The 22618-nt window shown below is 64.4% G+C and carries 18 protein-coding genes; 6 read left to right on the forward strand and 12 right to left on the reverse strand.

The genetic code is table 11. The features are described from left to right. Positions 1-202 precede the first annotated feature (202 nt). Positions 203-2350 carry a TonB-dependent receptor gene (locus HBJ55_RS14860; RefSeq protein ID WP_167116473.1) on the forward strand — a complete coding sequence of 716 codons (2148 nt, stop codon included), beginning with the start codon at positions 203-205 and terminating at the stop codon, positions 2348-2350. Between the two features lie 81 nt (positions 2351-2431). Here HBJ55_RS14860 and HBJ55_RS14865 read toward each other — a convergent pair whose 3' ends face one another. From HBJ55_RS14865 to HBJ55_RS14910, 10 genes are read right to left on the reverse strand one after another with little or no spacing between them, the layout of a single operon-like run. Further along, the gene (locus HBJ55_RS14865) at positions 2432-3055 is read right to left on the reverse strand and encodes an RraA family protein (protein ID WP_167116476.1); all 624 of its coding nucleotides are present in this window, start codon (positions 3053-3055) and stop codon (positions 2432-2434) included. Positions 3056-3087: 32 nt separating this feature from the next. Next, complete coding sequence (locus HBJ55_RS14870; protein WP_167116479.1) at positions 3088-4122, reverse strand: FecCD family ABC transporter permease; 1035 nt, start codon at positions 4120-4122, stop codon at positions 3088-3090. Beyond that, positions 4119-5123, reverse strand: a complete 1005-nt coding sequence (locus HBJ55_RS14875) for a FecCD family ABC transporter permease (RefSeq protein ID WP_167116482.1) — start codon at positions 5121-5123, stop codon at positions 4119-4121. Before HBJ55_RS14875 ends, HBJ55_RS14870 begins: the two co-directional genes overlap by 4 nt. Continuing rightward, positions 5117-6079 (reverse strand): ABC transporter substrate-binding protein, encoded by a 963-nt coding sequence (locus HBJ55_RS14880; protein ID WP_167116485.1) that lies wholly within the window; start codon positions 6077-6079, stop codon positions 5117-5119. The genes HBJ55_RS14875 and HBJ55_RS14880 overlap by 7 nt, the downstream gene beginning before the upstream one ends. A 31-nt stretch (positions 6080-6110) precedes the next feature. Next, complete coding sequence (locus tag HBJ55_RS14885; RefSeq protein WP_167116488.1) at positions 6111-8072, reverse strand: IucA/IucC family protein; 1962 nt, start codon at positions 8070-8072, stop codon at positions 6111-6113. Continuing rightward, entirely contained in the window at positions 8069-9343 is a 1275-nt protein-coding gene (locus HBJ55_RS14890; RefSeq protein ID WP_167116491.1) for a type III PLP-dependent enzyme, read from the reverse strand. Before HBJ55_RS14890 ends, HBJ55_RS14885 begins: the two co-directional genes overlap by 4 nt. After that, positions 9340-10116, reverse strand: a complete 777-nt coding sequence (locus HBJ55_RS14895) for an aldolase/citrate lyase family protein (RefSeq protein WP_167116494.1) — start codon at positions 10114-10116, stop codon at positions 9340-9342. The genes HBJ55_RS14890 and HBJ55_RS14895 overlap by 4 nt, the downstream gene beginning before the upstream one ends. Positions 10117-10125: 9 nt before the next feature. After that, complete coding sequence (locus tag HBJ55_RS14900; protein WP_167116497.1) at positions 10126-11961, reverse strand: IucA/IucC family protein; 1836 nt, start codon at positions 11959-11961, stop codon at positions 10126-10128. Between the two features lie 4 nt (positions 11962-11965). Further along, the gene (locus HBJ55_RS14905) at positions 11966-13726 is read right to left on the reverse strand and encodes an IucA/IucC family protein (protein WP_167116500.1); all 1761 of its coding nucleotides are present in this window, start codon (positions 13724-13726) and stop codon (positions 11966-11968) included. A gap of 22 nt (positions 13727-13748) precedes the next feature. After that, on the reverse strand, positions 13749-15191 hold the full coding sequence (locus tag HBJ55_RS14910) for a DHA2 family efflux MFS transporter permease subunit (RefSeq protein WP_167116503.1): 1443 nt from the start codon (positions 15189-15191) through the stop codon (positions 13749-13751). A 184-nt stretch (positions 15192-15375) separates the two neighbouring features. On the opposite strand from HBJ55_RS14910, the gene HBJ55_RS14915 reads away from it, so the two are divergent. Genes HBJ55_RS14915 through HBJ55_RS14925 form a run of 3 tightly spaced genes read left to right on the forward strand, consistent with a single transcriptional unit; the run spans position 15376 to position 18048 of the window. Then, a complete protein-coding gene (locus tag HBJ55_RS14915; RefSeq protein WP_167116506.1) occupies positions 15376-16218 on the forward strand; it encodes an ABC transporter ATP-binding protein in 843 nt (280 codons plus the stop codon). Next, positions 16215-17150 (forward strand): ferredoxin family protein, encoded by a 936-nt coding sequence (locus HBJ55_RS14920; protein ID WP_167116509.1) that lies wholly within the window; start codon positions 16215-16217, stop codon positions 17148-17150. Before HBJ55_RS14915 ends, HBJ55_RS14920 begins: the two co-directional genes overlap by 4 nt. A gap of 22 nt (positions 17151-17172) precedes the next feature. After that, positions 17173-18048, forward strand: a complete 876-nt coding sequence (locus tag HBJ55_RS14925; protein WP_167116512.1) for an ABC transporter substrate-binding protein — start codon at positions 17173-17175, stop codon at positions 18046-18048. A gap of 31 nt (positions 18049-18079) precedes the next feature. On the opposite strand, the gene fhuB is transcribed toward HBJ55_RS14925, so the two are convergent. Then, the gene (gene fhuB, locus HBJ55_RS14930; RefSeq protein ID WP_206022661.1) at positions 18080-20065 is read right to left on the reverse strand and encodes a Fe(3+)-hydroxamate ABC transporter permease FhuB; all 1986 of its coding nucleotides are present in this window, start codon (positions 20063-20065) and stop codon (positions 18080-18082) included. 345 nt (positions 20066-20410) lie between these two features. Between fhuB and HBJ55_RS14935 the strand changes: the two genes are divergently transcribed. Continuing rightward, positions 20411-20689 carry a hypothetical protein gene (locus HBJ55_RS14935; protein WP_240936138.1) on the forward strand — a complete coding sequence of 93 codons (279 nt, stop codon included), beginning with the start codon at positions 20411-20413 and terminating at the stop codon, positions 20687-20689. 86 nt (positions 20690-20775) lie between these two features. Then, on the forward strand, positions 20776-21543 hold the full coding sequence (locus HBJ55_RS14940; RefSeq protein ID WP_167116520.1) for an ATP-binding cassette domain-containing protein: 768 nt from the start codon (positions 20776-20778) through the stop codon (positions 21541-21543). A 72-nt stretch (positions 21544-21615) separates the two neighbouring features. Here HBJ55_RS14940 and HBJ55_RS14945 read toward each other — a convergent pair whose 3' ends face one another. Continuing rightward, positions 21616-22227, reverse strand: a complete 612-nt coding sequence (locus tag HBJ55_RS14945; RefSeq protein ID WP_167116523.1) for a superoxide dismutase — start codon at positions 22225-22227, stop codon at positions 21616-21618. Positions 22228-22618 lie beyond the last annotated feature (391 nt).

Consider the following 22618-nt stretch of genomic DNA (forward strand, 5'->3'; position numbering starts at 1 on the left):
CTTGGGTTAGGAGAGACAGCAGAACGGCATCGCCGCGCACCAATGACAATCTATGACAAATAGCATCGAAAATCATACAGCTTGATTTGGCATTTGAAAAATCGAATGCAAACCATTATTGTTTCCGCGCCTGGACATGGCTCTGCATGGTCGTCATCGCGGCGACTGGATAACCCAACAGCAAGCAAGGGAACGACATCCAATGACCCACAAGACGCATATCGCCTGGCTGGCGCCGGTGATGCTCGGCTCCGCCCTGCCGGGATTGGCCTTCGCTCAGACCGATGCCAACGAGACCGGCGCCTCACGCGATCTCAACCCGCTGGTGATCACCGCCACCCGCAATCGTAGCCAAGCCGGCGAGACGCCTCAGAAGGTCACCGTCATTACCCGCGAGCAGATCGAGCAGCAGTTGGCCATTACCAACGATCCCGGCCAGGTGCTCAGCAATCTGATTCCGTCCTACTCACCCAGTCGCCAGAAACTCAACAATGCCGGTGAGACCTTCCGCGGCCGCGACGCTCTGTTCCTGATCGACGGCGTGCCCCAAAGCAACCCGCTGCGTGACAGCTCGCGAGATAGCTACACCATCGATTTATCCATGGTCGAGCGCATCGAGGTGATCCATGGCGCCAGTGCCGAGCATGGCCTGGGCGCCACCGGCGGCATCATCAACTACGTCACCAAGCGCGCCGAGGCCGGCGAAATCAATCAGCATGCCGGCATCAGCCTGACCAGCGACGACGACGGCCAGTCGGATGGCCTCGGTCACAAGCTGAACTACCGTATCAGCGGCCAGAGCGGCGACTGGGACTTCCTGGGCGCCATCACTCGCCAGGAGCGTGGTGTCTTCTACGATGGCAATGACGAAGTCGTCGGCATGGCTTACCACGGTGAAGTGCAGAACTCCACGAGCTACGACCTCTTCGGTAAGCTCGGCTACTGGCTCGACGACGATCAGAACATCGTGTTCTCGCTCAACCATTTCGACCTCGAAGTTGGCGACGACTACGTGCCAGTGGCCGGTAATCGCGCCGAGGGCGTCCCGACCACGGCCCGCAAGGGCAATCCCGAAGGCGAGCCCGGTTACAACGAGGTCACCATGGCTCGTCTCGCCTATTCCCATGCCGACTGGTTCGGCAACGAACTGGATGCTCAAGTGTACCGCCAGCGCTTCCGCGCCCAGTTCGATCCCACGACCCTCGGTTCCTTTCCCTACCCGGACGGGAATGGCGGGACGCGGTACGATCAGACCCGCAACGAGTCCGATAAAATGGGCGCCAAGTTCACTCTGAACCGCCGCGGCCTGTTCGACGATCGCCTGGCCCTGACTACCGGCCTGGACCTGATCCAGGACGATACCCGCCAGGTTCTGGTGCAGACCGACCGCAACTATGTGCCGGAGAGCCGCTTCCGCAACCTGGCACCCTTCGTCCAGGGCGAGTTCCAACTGGCCGACCCGTTGACCCTGCATGCCGGCGTGCGCCACGAATACGCCGAGCTCGACGTGGACACTTTCTCGACCATTGACCGCAGTAACGTTACCCAGGACAACGTTACCGTCGACGGCGGTAATCCGAGCTTCAACGAGACACTGTACAATCTGGGTCTGGTCTACCAGGCCACCGACTGGGCGCAGCTCTACGCCAACTATTCCCAGGGCTTCGGTATGCCCGACGTGGGCCGTGTACTACGTGGCGTCAAAGTACCGGGCCAGGATGTCGACACACTCATCGACCTCTCTCCCATCGTCACCGACAATCGCGAGATCGGGGCGCGCTTTGACTGGGACCGCTACGGCCTAGAGCTGAGCTACTACGAGTCCAACGCCGACCTCGGCCAGCGCATCGAACCCGATGCTCAGGGCAACTACCGAGTCGAGCGGGAGAGGACCGAGATTCAGGGCTTCGAGATTACCGGCGATGCCCAGTTGAACGATGCCCACAGTCTGCGACTCTCCTATGCCCATGCCGAAGGCAAGTCGGATACGGATGGCGACGGCAGCGTGGATACCAAGATGACAGGTCGTGACATTGCCCCGGACACACTGCGCCTGGCCTGGAGCGCCGGCTGGAGCGATAAGTTGTCCACTCACTTGCAGGGCAGCTACTACCGTGATCGCAGCTTCGATGACCCAGACCTCGAGTTCGACGGCTACTACCTGATTGACGCCTCCTTGGCCTACCAGTTGCCCGTGGGCCGTGCCACTCTGGGTATCGAGAACCTGACCGATGAGGATTATTTGACCTACTATTCTCAATCGTTCCCCCAGTCTCCGGCGCTTGAGGACGACCTGTTCTTCAAAGGCCGCGGACGCACCTTCACCCTCGGCTATCAGCTCGACTTCTGATTCCTCGTCCTGAAACGGACCTGGCTTACTGTTTGGCGGCGCCTTGGCGCCGCCTTTTTCGTTGTTTGATCTTCCCTAGCCTCAGCGCCACCACTCGGGGTGCGCGGCCATGAGCTCCCGCCGACGCTCCGCTTCTCGCGCCTGCTTGTCGAGTACAGGCGCCAACAATGCCTCGGCGCGTGCCGGTGTGAGCGCGAAGAGGCCGTCGTCGTCGCCGACGATCAGATCGCCCGGCGAGATCGCCACGCCATCGATGGCCACCGCCACGTTGACCTCTCCCTCCAGGTCCTGGGCGCGTGTGGTCAGCGGGCTTGATCCACGCGAATAAATGGGCAGCCCCAGCCGTACCAGCTCGGCCGTATCGGTCACCCGTCCCGAGGTCACCACGCCGGCCAGTCCCTTGCGCAGGGCCGCATAGGTACGCAGCTCGCCCCAGCAGGCGCGCCGCTCATCGCCGGCAACATCGATCACCAGCACGTCCCCAGGTTCGGCCATTTCCAGCGCCTGGCGAATCACGCTGCCATCGAGATGCGGAATGCGCACCGTCAGGGCACTGCCCAGAAGCCGTGTGGGATGGCGCAGCGGCGTGAGGTCGGTGATGGCACCCAAGTCGGTAAAGTGACCCAAGGTGGAAGTCGCAACCTCGCGGTAGCAGGCCAGCAACTCGGGCGAAGCGCCCGACACCCGCTGACGAATATCGAACATGCTCGAGACTCCTTGTCATCGCCGGCTGGCGCTCAGCTTCGCCAGCGGTATAGCAGGTAGACGAAGAACGGGGCGCCGATGCCGGCAACGAAGATGCCTGCGGGCAGGTCCCGGGGCAGGAAGGCGATTCGCCCAAGCAGATCGGCATGCAGCACGATCAGGGCTCCGACAAGAGCGGTCACCGGTACCAGGCCGGTATGGCCACGCACTGACAATCGTCGCGCGATATGCGGGGCAAGCAGCCCAACGAAGCTCAGCCCGCCGGCAAAGGCCACCGCTGCGCCGGCCAACGCCACGGACAGCAGCAGCAGGGCCAGGCGACTACCCTGCAGCGCCGTGCCGAGCCCTATGGCCAACTCGTCGCCCAGCGCCAGTACATCCAGGCGTCGCGCCAGCACCAGCGCCAGGGGCAAGCCCACCAGTGCCCAAGGGACAAGCACCGCCACCTCGCGCCACTGTGCGGCATAGAGGCTTCCGGTCAGCCATACATAGGCCTGCATCGCCGTCGTATCGGCAGCGAGCACCAGCACCAGCGTAGTGCCCGCGCCCAGCGCGGCGGCAATACCGATGCCGATCAACACTAGCCGCGCCGGGGTCACGCCGCGCCCCGTCAGAACGATGATGGCCAGCGCCACCAGCAGTGCGCCGCCCAGCGCCGCCAAGGGTAGCCAGGCTTCGCCCAGCGCCGCCCCACCCAGCGCCAGGAAGCAGACCGCCGCCAGCGAGGCGCCGCCAGTGATGCCGATCACGTCCGGCGAGGCCAGCGGATTGCGTACCAGCCCCTGCAGCAGCAACCCGGCCACCCCCAGGCAGGCTCCGACGAGTATCGCCAGCACCACCCGAGGCAGGCGGATCTCATGGACGATCAGAACGATGTCGCTTCGCTCGGGAACCAGCAGCGCCTCCAGCACTGCCCCAAGTGAGGTCGCCTGACTCCCCAGGCTCAGCGAGGCCAGGGCACTGCCCGTGAGCACCAGCGCCAACAGTAGCGTCACCGCCAGGGTGCGGCGCTCGAGGCGCAGGGAGAGACGCCCTCCTGCTGTGCGCACAACGACGGGAGGGCTCATGGCGCCAGGCTCCTGCGGCGAGCGAGATAGAGGAAAAACGGCGTCCCGAGGAGCGCCGTCATCACCCCCACCGGTACCTCCTGGGGCGGCATCAGGAAACGCGCCAGGGTGTCGGCAGCCAGCAGCAGGCCGGCACCGAGCAGGGCACAGCCGGGCAGCACCCAGCGATGATCGCGGCCGAACAGGGCGCGCACCATGTGCGGCACGATCAGCCCGACGAAGCCGATCATCCCGGCCAGCGCCACGGCCCCGCCGGCCAGAACGATGACCGCGGCCCCGGCCAGTAGCTTGACCCGGGCGGTACGCTGTCCCAAGCCCTTGACCACCTCGTCATCCAGCACCAACAGGTTGAGCTGACGCACCAGCAGCAGGCAGACGCCGGCGGCGACCAGGAAGAACGGCAACAACGGCGTCACCATTTCCAGACCACGCCCCGCCACCGAGCCCGCCAGCCACAGCAGCAGGCTTTCGAAGCCCTCCTGGTCGACGATCAGGAGCCCTTGAGCCAGTGCGACGAACAGGGCAGTGACCGCCACCCCGCCCAGTACTACCCGCAACGGTGAGAAGCCACCATCGCGTCCGCGCCCCAGCAGCACGACCAGCAGCGCCGCCACCAGGGCGCCGAGGAAGGCCACCCAGGCCAGCGCCAAGGGCGAGCGCAAAGCAAAGACGCTGCTCGCCATCACCACGAAACACATGGCGCCGGCATTGATGCCGAGAATGCTCGGCGCCGCCAGGGCGTTACGCGTCAGCGTCTGCATTAGGGCGCCGGCTACCGCCAGGCTGGCACCCACCACGGCGGCGATCAGCGCGCGGGGCAGGCGCTCGGTACGCAGGATCAGATGTTGCACCGACCCCGGATCGGGCGCGAGGAAGGCCTCCACCAGTGTACCCGGCGCAATCGTAGTGGCGCCCAATGCCAAGCTGGCCAGACCGGCAGCAAGTGCCAAGAGCGCTCCTGCCATCAACCCAAGTAGCCTGGCCGAAGGGGTAGTCAGCATGCCCTGCCCTCTCCTTGGCGCACGGCGTCGTGCAGTTCGTAGTGGTCGTAGAGTTCGTCCAGCAGCCGATGGGCGGCCAGGATGCCGGCGCCCATGCTCCAGATCACCGGATCGACGTAGTAGACACGCCCCTGCTCCACCGCATCGAGACTTTGCCACAACGGATGCGCCGTCCATTCGCGGTGAAGTTCGGCCACCGCCGCATCGTCACGCATGAAGACGAAGATCGCGTCGGCATCCAGGGCCGGCAGGGTCTCGCGACTGACCAGCTTGATACCCCAGCCGCTGCCCTGTTGCCCAGCCGGTCGCAGAAACCCCAGTTGGTCGAGAACGCTTCGGGCAAAGCCATCGTAGTAGAGGCGTACATGATCGCCGCGGAAACTGACCACAGAGACCCGCTGCGGCCAGGCGTCGCCCAGCCGGGCCTCGGCACGACAGCGGAAGTCGGCTACGCGTGCCCGCCACTCGGCGAGCAGCGCCTGGGCCTCGACTTCACGGCCGGTTGCCTCGCCCATCAGCTCGAGCATGGCCTCGACGTCGTGGGCGGTATCGGCAATCACCGTCGGTGCGATGCGCGAGAGCAGTGGATACACGGCGGCATGGCGATAGCGGGCTCCCACAACCAGGTCGGGCGCGAGCCCCGCCACCGCCTCCAGGTCCGGCTGGGTCTCCAGCCCCAGGTAGCGTACGCCTGCGGGCAGCCTGTCGCGCAGGTAGCGATACATGGGGCGCTCGAGCCACGACTCGACCACCCCGACCGGCTCTAGCCCCAACGCCAGCGCAGTATCGGTGGCGCCCTGGTAGAGCGTTACGATACGCTGCGGCTGGCCTGTGATGCGAGCTTCGCCCAGGGAGTGTTCGACGCTGCGCGCCGCCTCGGCGTGGGCCGCCAGGGTCAGGCAGCTCGACAACAGCGTCAGCGCGGTGAAGCGGCGGCAGGTGCGCAAGAAGAGCATGAGAATCATTCGTTACCGGAGTCGGCGACCTTTATACAGGTTCGGCACCGACAACGCACGTGACATCCCGCTCCTGCCTGTTCGATTCCAAGGTATGGAACGGATTGGCCAGGCTCGACTTGCCCGAAGGCATGCTGCCTGGCACTCCTTGCTGCTCGAACAACGGCCGCAGCACGCACTTCAACGGCCAGCGCGTTGCTTCAAACAGCACGGCATGCAAGGTGCGTCGCTGCTCGGCGTCGAACGGCAGGGTAGCAATCCGCGCTTCCAGGCGAGTGCGCATCTCACTCCATAATCGCGCTTCCGCCAAGCCAAGATGAGCATAATGCCGCGACAGGCTCTCGACGATGGCCAGCAGGTTGACCTGGATGCCCAGCGTCTGGAGATAGAACAGCAGGTCCTGCGGAGTGTCGTTGTAGAGGCTGTTCGAATAGCCCGGGCGAATGTGGTAGCACGGGTCGTCGATGCCGTGACGGTCCAGCCACGGACGATGCAGGCGCACCGAGTCGTGATCACGCAGCAACAGCCCGTCGAGGCGACCGTCACGACATACCAGTACGGCGTTCTGGCCATGAATCTCCGGCATCAACCCCAGGCGGTAAAGGCGCAGCGCGATATCGAAGAAGGTATCGCACACTTCACCGAACAGAGCGATCGCTGTCGCTTCGGTGTCGCTCCATCCACGCTGCTGCCGCCATGCGTCGAAGGGGTGCTCGCCAACATGCTCCATCTGAGCGCTCGATACACCCAGCGCCGCCATCGGCACCAGGCGCACCGAGGGGTCCCCCAGCAGCGCAGCTGGATACTCCCGCGCCAGTGCCCCCAAGTGTCGGGGTGGGTCGTCGAACAGCCCGCTACCCTGCGGCAGGTAGGACCACCAGCGGCGCTCGTCGCACAGGTACAACCGTGCCTGGAGTTCCGGATCCCGCGCCCTGGCCTGCTCGAGCAACGTCTGGCCACGCTCGCCGTTGAGCAGCTTGACCGCCGGCAGGTAGCGCGCGGCACCCAGCGAGAATACCGCCATCGGCAGCTTGAGGTGGAAGCGGCCCTCGTTCAGCGGGGCCAGCGAGCGCAGCGAGGAAGTCGCCGTGAAGTCGCCGGCAGCTATCTCTAGTGCCACCCCCTCCTCTGCCGCCAACATGGCAGCAAGATAGCGCGGCAAGCCGTGTTCGAACTGCCAGGGATGCACCGGCAGCGCCAGGTAGCTGCGTGGGTTCAGGCCGCGCCGCACCATCTCCTCTTCGAGCTTGCTGCGCGCGGTATCATCCAGCAGCAGATCCGCCGGCTCGGACGCCCCCGGCGCCGCTCCACTGCCGCCCGTCAGGCAGTCTCGCCGCATGGCCAGCCAGCGCATGCGGATAGTTTTTGCGAACTCCGCCGCATGGCACCGATGGCTCGCCTCGTCGAGCCCTTCCTTGGCCTTGGCCAGGGGATGAAAAGGCCGGTCGCGCAGAGCGGCACGACGCTCCAGGACACGCAGGCTCGCCGCCGCGGAATGCGCCGGCGGCATGTCCAATGGCGCCGCCTCGGCGATGGACTGGCGGGTCTGCCACAGGGTCGTGTTCAACAGGCGACGCACATTGGCCACGCCCGGCTGCTGACGCTGAGCGTCGTCCAGGCAGTGCTTCACCACGAACTCGAGCAGCTCGGCCGGCGCCAGGCGCCTCCAGGTGGCAAGGGTGCCATCGTCGCGGTAGCTCGCCGCGAACACGCCGGCTGCCGCGATATGCCGGTGCGACGGCAATATCGCACTGCGCAGCGGAATCAACACCGCCTCTCCCTTCTGGCGCTCCGTCCACCAACGCAGCCACTGTGTCTCCGGTGGCCAGGCCTGAGTGGCAGGCAGCGTATCCGGCGGCGGCCAGTCGACGGGCTGGTCGTCGAGAAAACCTTCGGCCAGCAGCGTGTCGACGAGATCGCCCAGCAGCCGCGCCTCGGCGAGGCGCCCTGCTTCGGCAGGATCCGAATCGGTCGCTGAAGAAAATGCAATCATCGAACAAGCTCCTTGTCGTCGTGGCAGTCGAGGTAGAGGTGCCGGGGATGGGCATGGCCCAGGAAATCATGATGCGAGATGGTCCAGCCGTAGGCGCCGGCACGATGGAAGAGCACCAGATCGGCGACCCTCAGCCTTGCCACGGTCACTTCCCGGGCCAGCACGTCCTTGGGCGTACAAAGCTCGCCGGCCAGAGTCACGCGTTGGCCCTCGAGCGCAGGGCGCGGAAAGGGATAGGGCCAGTGGTGGCATGGCGCCACCTCGAAGGGATGGTCGTGCTGCCAGGAAGCGGGCAGACGGAAGTGATGAGTACCGCCGCGCAGGATGGCAAAGTGTCGCCCATGGCTTTGCTTGAGGTCGATGACCTCGGCAACGTAGTAGCCGCAGAAGGCGGCAATGTAGCGTCCCGGTTCGAACAGCAGTTCCGCCCCGGGCAGCGGGTCGGCGGCGAGCAGTGGCCGCAGTGCCTCGACGAAGAGTCCCCAGTCGAAGTCCGGGCGCTCGTCGTAGGAGACGCCAAAGCCGCCGCCGGCATCGACGCAGCGGATCTCAAGGTCGAAGCGCTCGGCCCAGCCCCGCACCCGCGCCAGGTAGGTGGCTACCAGCCGAGCATGCAGGCGCGCATCGAGGTTGTTGGAGATCGAGTGCATGTGGAATCCGTCAAGCCGCAGTGCCGGGCTGCACCGGGCCTCTTCAATGGCTTCTTCCACCTGCGGCTCATCGATGCCGAACTGGGTGGCCCGCCCGGCCATGGTGACGGTGGCTTCGGGCAAGGTATCGTGCAGGTTCACCCGCAGCAGGATCGGCACTACCCTGCCACGGCGCTCGGCAATCAGGTTGAGCCGGCGCAGTTCGTGCAAGCTCTCGACGTGAATGCGCTCCACGCCGAGGGCGAGCGCCTCCTCGAGTTCGGCATCCTTCTTGCCGGGGCCGCCGAAGATCACCGGTGCCGAGTCGCTGACCTCGCGGATACGGCGAATCTCTCCGATCGAGGCGGCTTCGAACCCGGCCACCAGGGGCAACAGGGTCGTGATCAGGCGTCGGTCGGGGTTGGCCTTGACGGCGTAATAGAGCCGGCAGGGCTGCGGCAGCCCCGCCAGCATGGCGCTGACGTGCTCGCGCAGCGCCGCCAGATCGTAGAGAAAGGCACAGACCGGCTCGCGCGTACCGTCGGGAGCCGGTTCGGCGAGAGCTGCCAGGCAACGCCTGATCGCCTCGGAGGGCAGGCTCCAGGGCGCCTGAGCCAGAATCTTGGCCGCGGCGCTGGTCATGGTCTCGCCTCCTCGCGATAGGGGATCAGCTTCGCTTGCAGGGCACGAAAGGCAGTGCCGCGCTCATCGCCCAGCACGAAGGCATGCACGCCCTTCTCGCGCCAGTAGTCGCGCAGAGCGGCGCTGCGAGGGATCGCGCAGAACGGCACCTCGGCAATCTGGCAAGCAGCATGGATACGCTCCAGCGCCTCGTGCACCTCCGGCGCCTCAGTCTGCCAGGGCAAGCCCAGCGACTGCGACAGGTCAGCGGCACCCTCGAGCAGCATGTCCACACCGGGCACGCCCAGGATGGCCGGGAGGTTCTCCACCCCTTCCTGGCTCTCGATCATCGGCACCAGCATGAGCTCGTCGTTGGCGCGTTGCAGGTAGTCGACCAGATCGTCGGCCCCGAAGCGCCCGGGGCGGCCGCTGTTCATGCCGCGCCGCCCCAGTGGATGGAAGCGCAGGCATTCGTTTAGCGCCTGCAGGGGCTCGGGGCCGCGCACGTCGGCAAGAACGATGCCCCGGGCACCGCCATCGAGCAGCGGTACCACGATGGCCGGGTCGGGGCGCGACACCCGCACCAGCGCCGTGAGCCCGGCGAGCTCTGCGGCACGCAGCATGTGCTCCAGGGTCTCGGGGTTCACCAAGGTGTGCTCGGTATCGAGGATGACGAAGTCGAAGCCGGCCTGACCGATCATCTCGACGGTTACAGCCGTAGGAATCGAGGCGAATAGGCCAAGCGCCGTCTCGCCTCGCGCCAATCGGCGCTTGAGTTCATTGGGCGTCAACACTGGCTCTCCTCAGGCGCCTGGCCGATAGGGATGCAGGGGGTTGTCACGTGTGGCGAAGCGCTTCTCGGCATCACCGAATAGCCGTCGCTTGGTCAGCTCCTCGATGCTCACCGTCGGCGCGAAGAGATCGAACAGTGCGAAACGCGGCTTCAGCGCAGGATGCTCCGCCTGGTAAGCCCGGATGACTTCCGCGGTCATCGCCCAGAAGCTTTCCTCCGACAGGTCGTAGTGCTGCTCCAGGCACAGGCAGAGCTCGGTGAGGGCTATGAAGACGAAGGCGTCGTAGGTGAAGTCGCGCACCTCGTCGGCACTTTCTGTCTGGATATAGGAGTTGCGATTGACGGCAGCGTGGCTGGCCGGCTCAGGTACCAGGCAGGGCGCGCGCTCGGGCTCGGCCAGCAGCGCCGGGCTGTAGCGCACCCCATCATGGAAGTCCTTGAGCGCGATGCGTTCAGGCCAGCCGTCGCAATGGATCAGCAGGATGTTCTGGCCATGTGATTCCAGGCCGATGCCGTGAGCGTAGAGTAGGTGAATCAGCGGCGTCACCGTGACCTCGAGCAGGCGCCGGGTCCAGGCCGCCACTCCATGGTGCCGCACCCAGCCGTCGAGCATCGGCACCCCCGTGGCGGCCAGTTGGGTCAGGCCGTTGAAGGCCAGCGCGCGTTCGCCCGGATGCAGGTAACGGTGCAGGCTCTCGCGCCATACGGCGCCCAGGGTGCCGTAGGCCAGACTGCACTGCGGCTCGGCCAGGCGCGAGGCGTCATAGGCCACTCCCAGCACCTCACGCAGGATGATGACCCCGCACTCGCGCGCCGCTTCGTCACGCGTCACCAGATCATGCAGCCAGTCGCTGATGCGCGCACTGTTCTCCACGGTATGGGCAGCCAGGATGCGGCTGGTGGATGTGTTGACGATGCTCAACGCCAGCTTGAGGTTGGCCCGTCGGGGCCGGCTGGCATTGGCCAGGGTGCGGATCGACTGCTGAGCCAGGTAGGCGTCGTCGCCAGTGCCCAGGTAACAGAGCCGCCCATCGGCCAGCTCGGCCTGGAAGGTGGGTAGGATGACGTGACTCCACTGCCAGGGATGAACCGGCAGGAATACGTATTCCTGCGGGCGCCGTGCCGCCGCGACGAGCAGGCGCCGGAAGCGTGCCAGCGTCGCCTCGCCCAGTTCCTCGCGCAGGAAGGCAGCCAGGCTCAGCGAAGCCGACAGTGAGACCCGGCAATGCTCATGAGCCACAGCCAGCCAGACCGGCCGGACGTCCCGGCGGAACTCGGGGCCATAGGCCGCGTTATCGTCAAGAGTGAAGCCGAGCCGTGACTTGTAGCTCGGGTGATAGGGATGGCCCTCCTGCAACCACCCTTCCCAGGCATCATGGTCCCACGTAAGGTCCGGGGAGGTCGGCATGCCGCTCAATATCCGCGACTGGGCATCCTTGAGCAGGGTCTGCTGCAGCTCTTCCATCAGGAAAGGCAAGCGTTCTGCGGGGACCACTGCGCCCACCACTTCGGCCATGAAGCCGACCAGGGTCGCCTCGCGCTGATGGCCGTTCGCATCGCGGCGCTGAACGGGTCGGGTCGCTAGCCGGATCCGACCGAAGCTCACCTTGCGTGCGCCCCAGGCGGTATAGCTCACCTCACGCCCTTGAACGTCACGCCCCGTCAGCGAGAACGCGCGCTGCTCACCCGGCCCAGACGCCTCCTCGACGACAGGCAGGACCGCTTCGAACAGCAGGCCTTGGATGAACTGGCGCAGCACCCGCTGCTGCACGCGTAAGTACTCCGGCGACGACGGTAGTTGCCCGAGGTCGACGCTCGTTTGCGGGGATCGTAGGGTCGCTTCCATGGGGTCATCCAACTCGCTTGATGGGGTTGACGATATCGACGAACAACGGACTTGCACCTCGCTGTCGGAAGCAGCTGAGCAGATTGGCCTTGGCCGGCCAGTGATCTGCCTGCAGCAGGTCTTCGGCATAGGCCGTAAGGCGTGAGTCCCCCGCTTCATGCAGTCGCTCCAGGCAATTGCCCACCTGGCGCCAGAAGCGCCCCTCGTCGACGCCGAGGTGAGTAGCCAAGGCGTTTACCACGCCTCCAAGGTGATTGACGAAGAAGTAGTACTGCGTGCGCCGCCAGGCGACCTCCGGCGAGTAGAGCAGCGGGCTATCCGCCGCGATGCCAAGCGAAGGCCACGCCGCCAGGCGGGTTACCCGCTCGCGGTCCAGGCTCACACCCTCCAGATCGCGCACGTAGAGCGTGGAGGGCCAGCCCCGTTCCAGACGCAACAGGCTGTTCTGCAGATGGGCCTCGAAGCTGACACCGGTGCGCGCCAGAATCTCGAGAATCGGTACCAGCGAGACCTCCAGATAGGCCGCGAACCAGCGATCCAGGTCCACCTCGCCGCCTGCACCATGGCGAATCGCGGCAATCAGCTTGGGCTCCACCTCGCCGGGATAGGGTTCCAGCAGCGAGGCGAGTACGCAGGCATCCTGTGCCTCCACCGGCATGGGTCGATAGATCACCGTGAAGGCAGCAGCGCGATGGCTGTCAAGCGCCGGGTGCTCAGGGTCCAGGGTGCGATAGCCGGTCTCCATCACCACCTGGAAGGCGTCGCTCTCCAGCTCACCGCGAAGCCGATGAATGAGCCGTGCGGCGTCCAGCGTACGGCGCGACTGCTCGATTGTGTTCTCACGAATCAGATTGGTGATGCGTACCTGCAGCGGCAGTTTGTAGCCCTGGCCGGTTTCCGGCAGCCATACCGAGCGCACCGAGGAAGTGGGATAGGCCAGCGGTCCCTGAGCGCCAAGATCGACGAGCAGCCCCTCCTCCAGCAGCAGGAGAATGTCCGGCTGACTCAGCAGGTAACCCGCCTGCCAGGGATGGATAGGTAGCAAGGCATAGTGGGCGTAGCGTTCGCCGAGCCATTGCCGAGCCACCTCATGCACGGCGTCAGCCAGGCTGTCTTCAGGCCCATCGAGCCACGCCTCCACCAGCAAGTCGCGGCGCACGGCCAGGTAATGCAGTTGGAAGCAGGCACCGCGCTCGGGGCTGTAGTCGTCGAAGGCGCGTCGTTCCACACCCTGGGAGCATTTGGGGAAGGGATGGAACGGATGCCCGAGGTAGAGCGACTGCTCGGCAGCGATGAAGTCCAACGCCGCTTCCGGTGCGGTGCCACGATGGTGGTGGAAGTCATCGATATGCGCCGCCATGCGGGTAAAACTGTTGTTGATCTTGTCGCGCATGTCCCACAGCCGTAGCTCGTGGGTATTGTCGGTTGCCGGCTCACTCAAAGATTCCAGCAGCCGCTGGATAATGTCCTGCATGTCGAGAGGTGTCACTCGCCCTTGGCCGTCGCGCAGGTAGAAGGCCGCACCATAGCGATGCTGCCCCGACAGGGAGAAGTCACGTAGTGTGCCGACCAGCTCGCCTGCGGATAATTGCAGGCGAAAAGGATCGCCGACATCGAGTAGCGACGCCACCAGGCCGGTCTCGGCATGACGCGGATCGTGGCATCCCGTCTCGCGCAGGTAACTGTTGAGCAATGCGCGCAGGGTGGTCTCCTTGGCCTGCAGATGACTGGCATAGGAGGGACAGCTCGCGCGCGGAGTCGGCATCGCGGCCTGACTGGCCTCCCGCTCACTTGCGGGAAATCTGGGTAGCTCGATGTGAATCATGGGCTGGCGTTACCTCACGGCGGTTGGAAGGAAGCGACAACGCCAGCGGCGTTGCCACGAGAATCAGGGCAGCCAGGACGAGAAAGGACTCGCTCAATGCCGCCAGGGCGGCCGCTTCGGGACCTACCCCCCCGGCGGCGAGGTGCGACGTACGCAGATCGTGGTGCAGGGCCAGCATGGCGACGCCCAGCGCCGAAGCGAGCCGACGGCCCAGATTGTTCATTGCCGAGGCCTGGGCGACACGCGCATCTCCCACGGCGTTGAGACCGATCGTGGTCGCCGGCAGGTAGCCGAAGCCAAGCCCGACCCCGCGCGAGGCCATCAATATGCCGATCAGCCACAGGGGGGCTTGATGTCCCAGCGCAGCCAGACCTATCAATGCCATTGCCGATACCACCAAGCCCCCCGCCACCGCATGCCGCGCCCAGCGGCCGTCGGCAAGACGCCCTGCCCAAGGTGAGCAGATAGCCGCCATCAGCGCGGTGGGCAGGAACGACAGTCCGGTCGTGAGGGCGTCGTAGCCCTGGACACGCTGCATCCAGATCGGAATCAGCAGCAGACAACCGAAGGTGGCGACGGCCTGGGCGCAGGCGATGAGCACACTGGCACGGAAGGGGGGGATGGCGAACAGGCGGAGCTCGAGTAGCGGATGCGAAACGCGATGCTCGACCCGGACGAAGACGATCAACAGCGTAAACCCAAGGCCCAGCGGCACCCAGTGCGCAGCCTCGAGCAGGTCGGCAGGCGAGTTCATGTCGCCCAGGGCGGCAAGCACCCCGCCCACGCCCAGGGTCACCAGCACGAAACCAAGTAGATCGAAGCGATGTTCGCGGTCGCGTTCACCCTCCTCGAGGCAGAGATGACCGCTTGCCAGCGCCAGGATGGCAACGGGAAGGTTCATCAGGAACAGGGCCTGCCAGGAACTCATTTCCAGCAGCAGCCCGCCAACGCCTGGCCCGATTGCTGGCGCAATCATTACCGCAAGGCCCCAGATTCCGGTGACTCGCCCACGCCGTCCGGCGGGCCAGGCGGCGAAGATCAGCGGCAGAGAGAGCGGAATCATCAGGCCGGCGGCGACGCCCTGGAGGGCGCGTGCCGCCAATATCCAGGCCAGGCTCGTGGCCAGCGCACCCAGCAGCGAAGCCAACAGGAACAGCCACAGCCCCAGCAGGTAAAAGCGCCGCATCCCCCAGCGCTTGGAGAGAAAGCCGGTCAGCGGCATGGTCATGCCCATGGCTACCAGGAACAGGGTCATGACCCAGCTCACCTGGATGGCAGTGGCATTGAACACCCGCATGAGTTCGGGAATCGCCAGATTCAAGGCGCTGTTATTGAGACTGACGGTAAAGGCTCCCAGCAGCACGGTGACAAGCACTCGACGCGCGGCATTATCCCTGGATGACATATCCTTTCTTCCCTAGCCCCATGCGGTTGAATGGGGACGAACCTTGACGATGCCGCAAGGCTGGCACAGCTGATGCTTAAATACAAATAGTTATCAAAAGCATTTGGTAATTATATGTAATACGTCGCATCGGAAATGAGAAACGCTTATACTCGTCGTCTGTATTCAAGCTGTGATGACGCCGATGAACACTTCTCGCTCCCAAGCTTGCCGCCTACTGAGCGAAGGCCTGACCGCCGGCTACCAGGATCGTCGCGTTCTCGAGAACGTCGATTTTCGCGTCGCCGAGGGCCGCCTCACGGTGCTGCTAGGCCCCAACGGCAGCGGTAAGTCCACGCTGCTCAAGACCCTGGCCCGCACGCTGACGCCACAGCGAGGTCGCGTGCTGCTCGACGGTCAGGAGATACACCGCTATCGCACTCGGGACATCGCCCATCGCTTGGGCGTCCTGCCCCAGAGCCCCACGGCACCCGAAGGCATGACGGTACGCGAGCTTGTCGGGATGGGGCGTTTCCCCCACCAGCGACTGTGGCGCCAGTGGTCGAAGCAGGACGAAAGGGCAGTCGCGGAGGCCATGGCCGTGGCCCGGGTCGCAGACTTTGCCGAGCGGCAGGTCGATGCCCTTTCCGGCGGCCAGCGCCAACGTTGCTGGATCGCCATGGTGCTGGCACAAGACACCGATCTTATCCTGCTTGACGAGCCGACCACCTTTCTTGATCTCAAGGTCCAGGTCGACCTGCTGGAGCTGCTCGTACGGCTGGCCCACGAACGTGGCCGAACCCTGCTGGTAGTACTTCACGACCTCAACCTGGCCGCCGCCCATGCCGATGTGCTGGTGATGATGCGTGACGGCCGCATCGAGCATAGCGGCCCCCCAGAGGCGGTCTTCACCGCGGCGAACCTGAAGCGAGTCTTCGATCTCGATGCCGAAGTGATCCATGCTTCCAGTACCGGCCGGCCGGTCTGCATCCCGGCTCTGGGCAGCGCCGCCTCCCCGACCAGGCGCCAGGAGGAGCTGCCGGCATGAGTGCCACCCATCGTTTCTGTGCTCTGGAAAGCCTCGCGCTGGGCGACCCCCTGGCAGGCAGCGCCGCCCACGCCGAGCGCAACCTGCTGCTCAGCTGGCCGCGGGCGAAATGGCAGCGCAGCCTGCGCCAGGCCAGCGACATGTCCGACGCGGTGATGACTCGGCTGGAAGCCATCGCCGAGGCGGGGCGGCGGGTCAACTTGATTCATCGGCGCGACCAGCCCAGCGAACGCCACTGCCTCTACTTGATGCCCGAGAATCGCCGTTTCGAGGTAACACGCGAGGAGCTGCCCGTCTTTCTGGACGCGCTGGGGCGAGACGAGCCGTTAACAAGCTGGGAAGCGTCCCCTCCTGCCGGCCCGTTGCTGCTCTGCTGCACCCATGGCAAAAAGGACAAGTGCTGCGCCAAGTTCGGCTATGCCACCTACAAGGCGCTGGACGCAGCGGTAGCGGAGCGTGCCCTGCCCTTCGAGGTATGGGAGAGCACCCATCTGGGCGGCTGCCGGTTGGCAGCCAGTGCCGTGGTCTTTCCTGCCCTGCGCAAGTATGGCCGCATCAACGAGGAGGACGTTCTGCCGCTGCTCGAAAGCGAGATAGCGGGTCGCCCCTACTTGCCCTGCTACCGCGGTGACTCGCGCCTCAGCCCCATGCAACAGTGCGCCCAGGTCGCCGCGATGGAGTGGCTGGCAGCCAGAGGCATCCATGGCAACGTGTCGGTCGAGCAGCCAAGCGGCGAGGCGGCGAGCCATTGGCGGCTGGAGGTGGATTGGCGCAGCACCAACGCCTCGGGACGGCTCGCGGTCAGCTGCGGGCCGAGAATGCTGCGCCGCTACGATACCTGTGCCGACTTGACTGAAGCTCCACCCTCGGCAAGCCAAGTGTGGGTAGCGACACAGGTCGAGGCCATTGAAATGGCAAAACCGCCTTCTTGAACTCTATGTCTCGAGTCACACCATGCACAAATCGTTCTCTCTTTTGCCCCGACTGGCCGGGATAATCGGCTGGCTATGCCTGGCAGCCACGCCATCCTTGGCCAGCAGCAACGGCCTGGCCACGCTCGACTGGACCCTGGCGGAAACGCTGGTGGCCCTGGACGCTGCCCCTGACGCCGTCGCCCAGGTAGAGGATTATCACAACTGGGTCGGCGAGCCCCCGCTGCCTGGTAATGTCCTGGATATCGGGCTTCGCTCGCAGCCCAATGTCGAGCTGCTTGCGCACCTCGATCCGGAAACCATTCTAATATCCCCCATGTTCGGGCATCTGGCGCCTCGCCTGGAGCGGATCGGAGCGGTCGATACCCGGGAGATCTACACGCCGCAGGGAGATACCTGGAATCAGATACTCACCCTGACCCGAGAACTTGGCATGGCAAGCGATCGCCGCGATGAAGCCGAAGCGCTGATAGCGGCTACCGAAGCGCGTTTCGAGTCACTGCGTCAAGCGCTGCCGGAAGAAGCGCCCCCCTTGCTGATCGTGCAGTTCATGGATGAGCGGCATGTGCGGGCCTTCGGCGAACATGGCCTGTTCCAGGCCGTGATGGATCGCCTGGGCCTGGAGAACGCCTGGCAGGGGGAAACCAACTATTGGGGGTTCTCGCTGGTCGGTCTGGAAGAACTGCTCGAGTTGGAGGCACGCTTGGTGGTTGTGGAACCCTACCCCGTCGGCGCCGAGGAGAAAATTGCCGATAGCGCCCTCTGGCAGCACCACCCCAGCGTTCGCGATGGCAACTTGATCACCCTGCCGCCAGTATGGAGCTTCGGCGCCCTGCCCTCGGCGCAGCGCTTCGCCGAGCTGCTGGTAGCCGCGCTGGTTCGCTCCCCCGATGCCTGAAAGCCTGACATCGACTGCTGACGGGCCTTGTTCAAAGTCTCCTCAGCCCCCACATGAAGTAGGCGCCACCGATCAGCGAGGCAACCAGGCCGGCTGGTATCTCGTAGGGGAAGATGATCTGGCGACCCACCCAATCGGCCAGCACCATTAGCAACATTCCCACCAGTGCCGCCCCCAGCAGATGCTGTCGCGCCCGCGACAGACCCAGCAGCCTGGCCATGTGCGGCGCCAGCAGCCCGATGAAAGAGAGCGGACCTACCACCAGGGTGGCGCATGCCGTCAACAGGGCCACCACCAGCAGCAACAGCAAACGGGCGCGATTGAGCGCGATACCCAACGCCTGTGTGGTGGAGGCACCCAATGGCAGGATGTCCAGCCAGCGAGTGAGCGACAGAGTACACAACGTCAGCAGTGCCGCCAGTGTTCCAACCGCCAGGGCGCTAGTAAGGTCGACATAATAGGTCGAACCGGCCAGCCAGGCGATGACCTGCTGCCCGCGCGGATCGCCACCTGCCAGCATCACGCTGCGCACGGCATCGAACAGCGCAGTGACCGCCACCCCGGTGAGCAGTAGGCGCTCGGGCACGAAACCGCTGCGCCGATTGAGCATCACCAGAACCAGCAAGGTGGCAAAGGCACCCAGGGTGCCGATTCCGACCAGCATCCCACTGGTTGGAGCAGGGAGCAGGAAAATACCCAGAATCAAGGCGATGGCACAGCCACCGCTGATCCCCAGCACCTCCGGGCTGGCCATTGGGTTGGCGGAGAGGCGCTGCAGCAGCGTGCCGGCCACCGCCAGCATCAAGCCGCTGGCCGCCGCCGCCACCACCCGGGGCATGCGCCACTGCATGACGCTCCAATTGTCCGGCGACAGCCAGTACCAGCCATTCACCCCCTGCCCCAGCAGCAACCCCAAGCCGATGGCCAGCAGCAAGCCAATGGCCAGACGAACAGCCAGACGCCCGGGGGCGGGATGTCGGTTCACCAGCACGGCTGCCGGCTGCGGCGCCCGATCACCCTGCAGCTTCAAGCGCGGGATCAGCCACATCATCAGCGGCGCTCCCAGGGCACCGGTCACCGCACCGGTGGGAATCAACGTCGGCAGCACACCGGTGAAGCTCTGCAACAGCAGATCGGTGGTGGCCAGCAGCACCGCGCCCAGCAGCGTGCCCCACAACAAGCGCTGGTAAAGACGCCGCGCCCCGGCCATGCGCACGATATTGGGTGCCGCCAGGCCGATGAAACCGATGACCCCCACTACGCTGACGACGCTGGCGGTAATGAAGACCGCCAGTCCCATCCCGGCAAAGCGCAGATACTTGAGCGATACGCCCAGGCTCTTGGCGCTGGCGTCATCCAGCTCCAGCACCGCCATTGGACGCAACAGGAACCAGGCAACCACGGTACCGATGGCTAATCGCGGCCATAAGGTCGCCACGCCGTCCCAGCCGCTCTGGGCCAGCGATCCAGCCCCCCAGATCAATAAGCCCGACAGTGCCTCATGATTGAACAATAACAAGGCCGTGGCCAATGCCCCCAGATAGAGGTTGACCACCAGCCCAGCCAGCACCACCACGATGGGCGCCAGCCCACGTCGCCAGGCCAGCATGAACACCAGCCCCATCGCCAGCCCGCCACCGGCCAGCGCCACCCACTCGCGACCAATGTCCAGTAGTCCCGGGGCCAACAAGGTCGCCGCCATCAGCGCCAGGTTGGCGCCCGATGCCACGCCCAGTGTAGTCGGCGAAGCCAGGGGATTACGCAGCACCTGTTGCATCAGCACGCCCGCCAGCGCCAGGCCACCACCCGCCAACAGTGCGATGGAGAGCCTCGGCCACCAGGCATAGTGCAATAGCAGTTGGTCGACTTCCTCGTACGACGGAAATAGCAGGGACTTCAGACCCAGCGCCAGCCCTCCCTGGGCCTCGAGGCCAAGCCAGAACAGCACCAGCAGCGGCAGGCTCAACAGCCAGCAGGTCAGCGCCGGCGAAACGGCACGTATCGTATTTCCCGTCATCCCCACCATCCATGCCGACAGCCACTTGGCTTCGGCCTCATTCTCTGCAGCATGCTTTCATCGGTCATGCTTCCGGCTCTTTCTCTTGAAGATGTATCGCTGGACGAGATCTTATCTGAAAACGATTATCAGTTAAACTGCATCGTTTCATTGGTTGACAGCATCACGCCCACCGATAAAAATGCAAATAAATCTCATTGAGATCTTTTGGGGTTCCTTATGGCCGCAGAACGCTCCCAGCTTTATTACACCTGCGTCTTTCTGCACGTCTCCTTCCAGGCTATCCAGAACACGGTGGCTACCTCCGCCAAGCTAGACGAAACCCCATGCTGGTTGGATGCACAGATGCTTCGCATGCTCCTCAGTGAGCTGCAGCGCTGCCGATGGGAAGCCGCCCCGTTCAAGGAGGCTTGCCAGTTGCTGGATACCGCCACCTACCACTGTGGCCTGCTCATGGCGCAATGCCCGGCCGCCCTCGACCGCCAGCTCTGCCAGCATCACCTGGAAGCCATCATGGCACCGCTGAAGCAAGCCACGGTGCAACTTTCGGGCAGTGCCAAGCGCACCTCTGCGAGTCATTCAGCATCACCCGCGCGACGGCTGCGTAGCTGGCTGGGATGGTAAGCACAGCCGAGCTTGATTTACCCGGTAGATAAGGGCAACGATTCTCGTTTACCCTGTATAGATCGAAACCCATCAAGGAATCCAGCATGTTCGAAGTCAAGGGCGCCACCTTCGAAATCGATGGCAAACTGCTACTGAAGCCCGTCGAACACTGCTTTGTGGAGAGCAAGGTCTACGGTTTGATCGGCCATAACGGCTCGGGCAAATCGACGCTGGTCAAGCTGCTTGCCCAGCAGCAACCAGTGAGCCAAGGCGAAATTCGGCTCGACGAACGGCTCTTGAGCGACTGGGGTCAGCGCGAATTTGCCCGACGTGTCGCCTACCTGCCCCAGCATTTGCCCAGTGCGGAGAACTTGACCGGTCGCGAATTGATCGCCTTCGGCCGCTACCCCTGGCATGGCCTGCTGGGGCGACATACGGCCGCGGACAAGGCAGCGATCGAGCGGGCCATCGAACTCAGCCACACCGAGGCCTTTGCCGACCGCCTAGTGGATACTCTCTCCGGCGGCGAGCGCCAGCGCGTATGGCTGGCCATGCTGCTGGCCCAGGAGAGTCGTTTCCTGCTGCTGGATGAGCCGTTGGCGGCACTTGATATCGCCCACCAGATGGAGGTGCTGGCACTGATTCGCAAGCTGTGCGACGAACTGAAGCTATGCGTGATCATCGTGCTTCACGACATCAACATGGCCTCGCGCTATTGCGATGAGCTGCTCGCGCTGCATAGCGGCCGATTGCTGGCCCACGGCTCGCCCGACGAGATGATGACCGACGCCACACTGGAAGCCATCTACGGCCTGCCCATGCAGGTCATGCCCCACCCCAGCGGTGAACATCGAATCGCCGTGGCATGCTGAGTCAGAAACTCCAAACGAAACTCGCCGCAGCCAAGGGCTGCGGCGATTCGGAACAATACCGTTGCGTTCAGGTCATGAAGTGGCCTGCTGGTAGCGGCGTTCCACGTCCTCCCAGTTGATCACGTTGAAGAAGGCGTTCACGTAGTCGGGGCGCTTGTTCTGATACTTCAGGTAGTAGGCGTGCTCCCAAACGTCCAGACCCAGTACCGGGGTGTTGCCGTGCATGTGCGGGCTGTCCTGGTTCAGGGTGTTCTCGACCACCAGCTTCTTCTCAGGCGTCACGCTCAGCCAGGCCCAGCCACTGCCGAAGCGGCCCAAGGCCGCCTTGGTCAAGGCCTCCTTGAAGGCATCGAAGCCGCCCAGCTCGCTGTCGATGGCTTGAGCCACCTTACCTTGGGGCTGTCCGCCACCGTTCGGCGACATCATCTGCCAGAACTTCGAGTGGTTGGAATGGCCGCCTCCATTGTTGATGACTTCCTGCCGCTTCGCTTCAGGCACCCGATCGATGCTGGCCATCAGCTCGTCTACCGGCAAGTCTTCCAGTCCGGTGCCCTCCAGGGCGGCATTGAGCTTGTCGACGTAGGTCTTGTGGTGACGCGAGTGATGGATTTCCATGGTCATAGCGTCGATGTGTGGCTCGAGCGCGTCATAGGCGTAAGGAAGCTCGGGCAGTGTATGCGGCATATTCGCTCCTCCATGAAGGCGATTGAGTTCAGGGACGTTCGTCCACGACTTCAACCATCTAGCATGGCAAAAGCTGGCGCTTGACGCTAATAGCGAATTTGAAATTTCGATATAGCCAAGCCTAATGAACCGCAGGTGGCGGGCGTCAACATGTCGAAAGCCGGCCACCTAGGGCCGGCTTTCAATGCGCTAGCACAGAGCTTACAGCTTGCTTTCCAGCGCCGGCAGGATCTCGAGCAGATCACCCACCAGGCCGCTGACTATCGGGAGCGCTACCTGGGAGATCGAGATCTTCTTTACAACTTGCTTTCCAACTCCGGCAGGATCTCGAACAGGTCGCCCACCAGGCCGTAATCGGCCACCTGGAAGATCGGCGCCTCCTCGTCCTTGT

This window comes from Billgrantia bachuensis, from assembly GCF_011742165.1.
Classification (GTDB): domain Bacteria; phylum Pseudomonadota; class Gammaproteobacteria; order Pseudomonadales; family Halomonadaceae; genus Halomonas; species Halomonas bachuensis.

Coding starts and splice junctions, on each gene's coding strand:
- HBJ55_RS14860 (WP_167116473.1), top strand. CDS start 203: ATGACCCACAAGACGCATATCGCCTGGCTGGCGCCGGTGATGCTCGGC.
- HBJ55_RS14865 (WP_167116476.1), bottom strand. CDS start 3,055: ATGTTCGATATTCGTCAGCGGGTGTCGGGCGCTTCGCCCGAGTTGCTG.
- HBJ55_RS14870 (WP_167116479.1), bottom strand. CDS start 4,122: ATGAGCCCTCCCGTCGTTGTGCGCACAGCAGGAGGGCGTCTCTCCCTG.
- HBJ55_RS14875 (WP_167116482.1), bottom strand. CDS start 5,123: ATGCTGACTACCCCTTCGGCCAGGCTACTTGGGTTGATGGCAGGAGCG.
- HBJ55_RS14880 (WP_167116485.1), bottom strand. CDS start 6,079: ATGCTCTTCTTGCGCACCTGCCGCCGCTTCACCGCGCTGACGCTGTTG.
- HBJ55_RS14885 (WP_167116488.1), bottom strand. CDS start 8,072: ATGATTGCATTTTCTTCAGCGACCGATTCGGATCCTGCCGAAGCAGGG.
- HBJ55_RS14890 (WP_167116491.1), bottom strand. CDS start 9,343: ATGACCAGCGCCGCGGCCAAGATTCTGGCTCAGGCGCCCTGGAGCCTG.
- HBJ55_RS14900 (WP_167116497.1), bottom strand. CDS start 11,961: ATGGAAGCGACCCTACGATCCCCGCAAACGAGCGTCGACCTCGGGCAA.
- HBJ55_RS14905 (WP_167116500.1), bottom strand. CDS start 13,726: ATGCCGACTCCGCGCGCGAGCTGTCCCTCCTATGCCAGTCATCTGCAG.
- HBJ55_RS14910 (WP_167116503.1), bottom strand. CDS start 15,191: ATGTCATCCAGGGATAATGCCGCGCGTCGAGTGCTTGTCACCGTGCTG.
- HBJ55_RS14915 (WP_167116506.1), top strand. CDS start 15,376: ATGAACACTTCTCGCTCCCAAGCTTGCCGCCTACTGAGCGAAGGCCTG.
- HBJ55_RS14920 (WP_167116509.1), top strand. CDS start 16,215: ATGAGTGCCACCCATCGTTTCTGTGCTCTGGAAAGCCTCGCGCTGGGC.
- HBJ55_RS14925 (WP_167116512.1), top strand. CDS start 17,173: ATGCACAAATCGTTCTCTCTTTTGCCCCGACTGGCCGGGATAATCGGC.
- fhuB (WP_206022661.1), bottom strand. CDS start 20,065: ATGACGGGAAATACGATACGTGCCGTTTCGCCGGCGCTGACCTGCTGG.
- HBJ55_RS14935 (WP_240936138.1), top strand. CDS start 20,411: ATGCTTCGCATGCTCCTCAGTGAGCTGCAGCGCTGCCGATGGGAAGCC.
- HBJ55_RS14940 (WP_167116520.1), top strand. CDS start 20,776: ATGTTCGAAGTCAAGGGCGCCACCTTCGAAATCGATGGCAAACTGCTA.
- HBJ55_RS14945 (WP_167116523.1), bottom strand. CDS start 22,227: ATGCCGCATACACTGCCCGAGCTTCCTTACGCCTATGACGCGCTCGAG.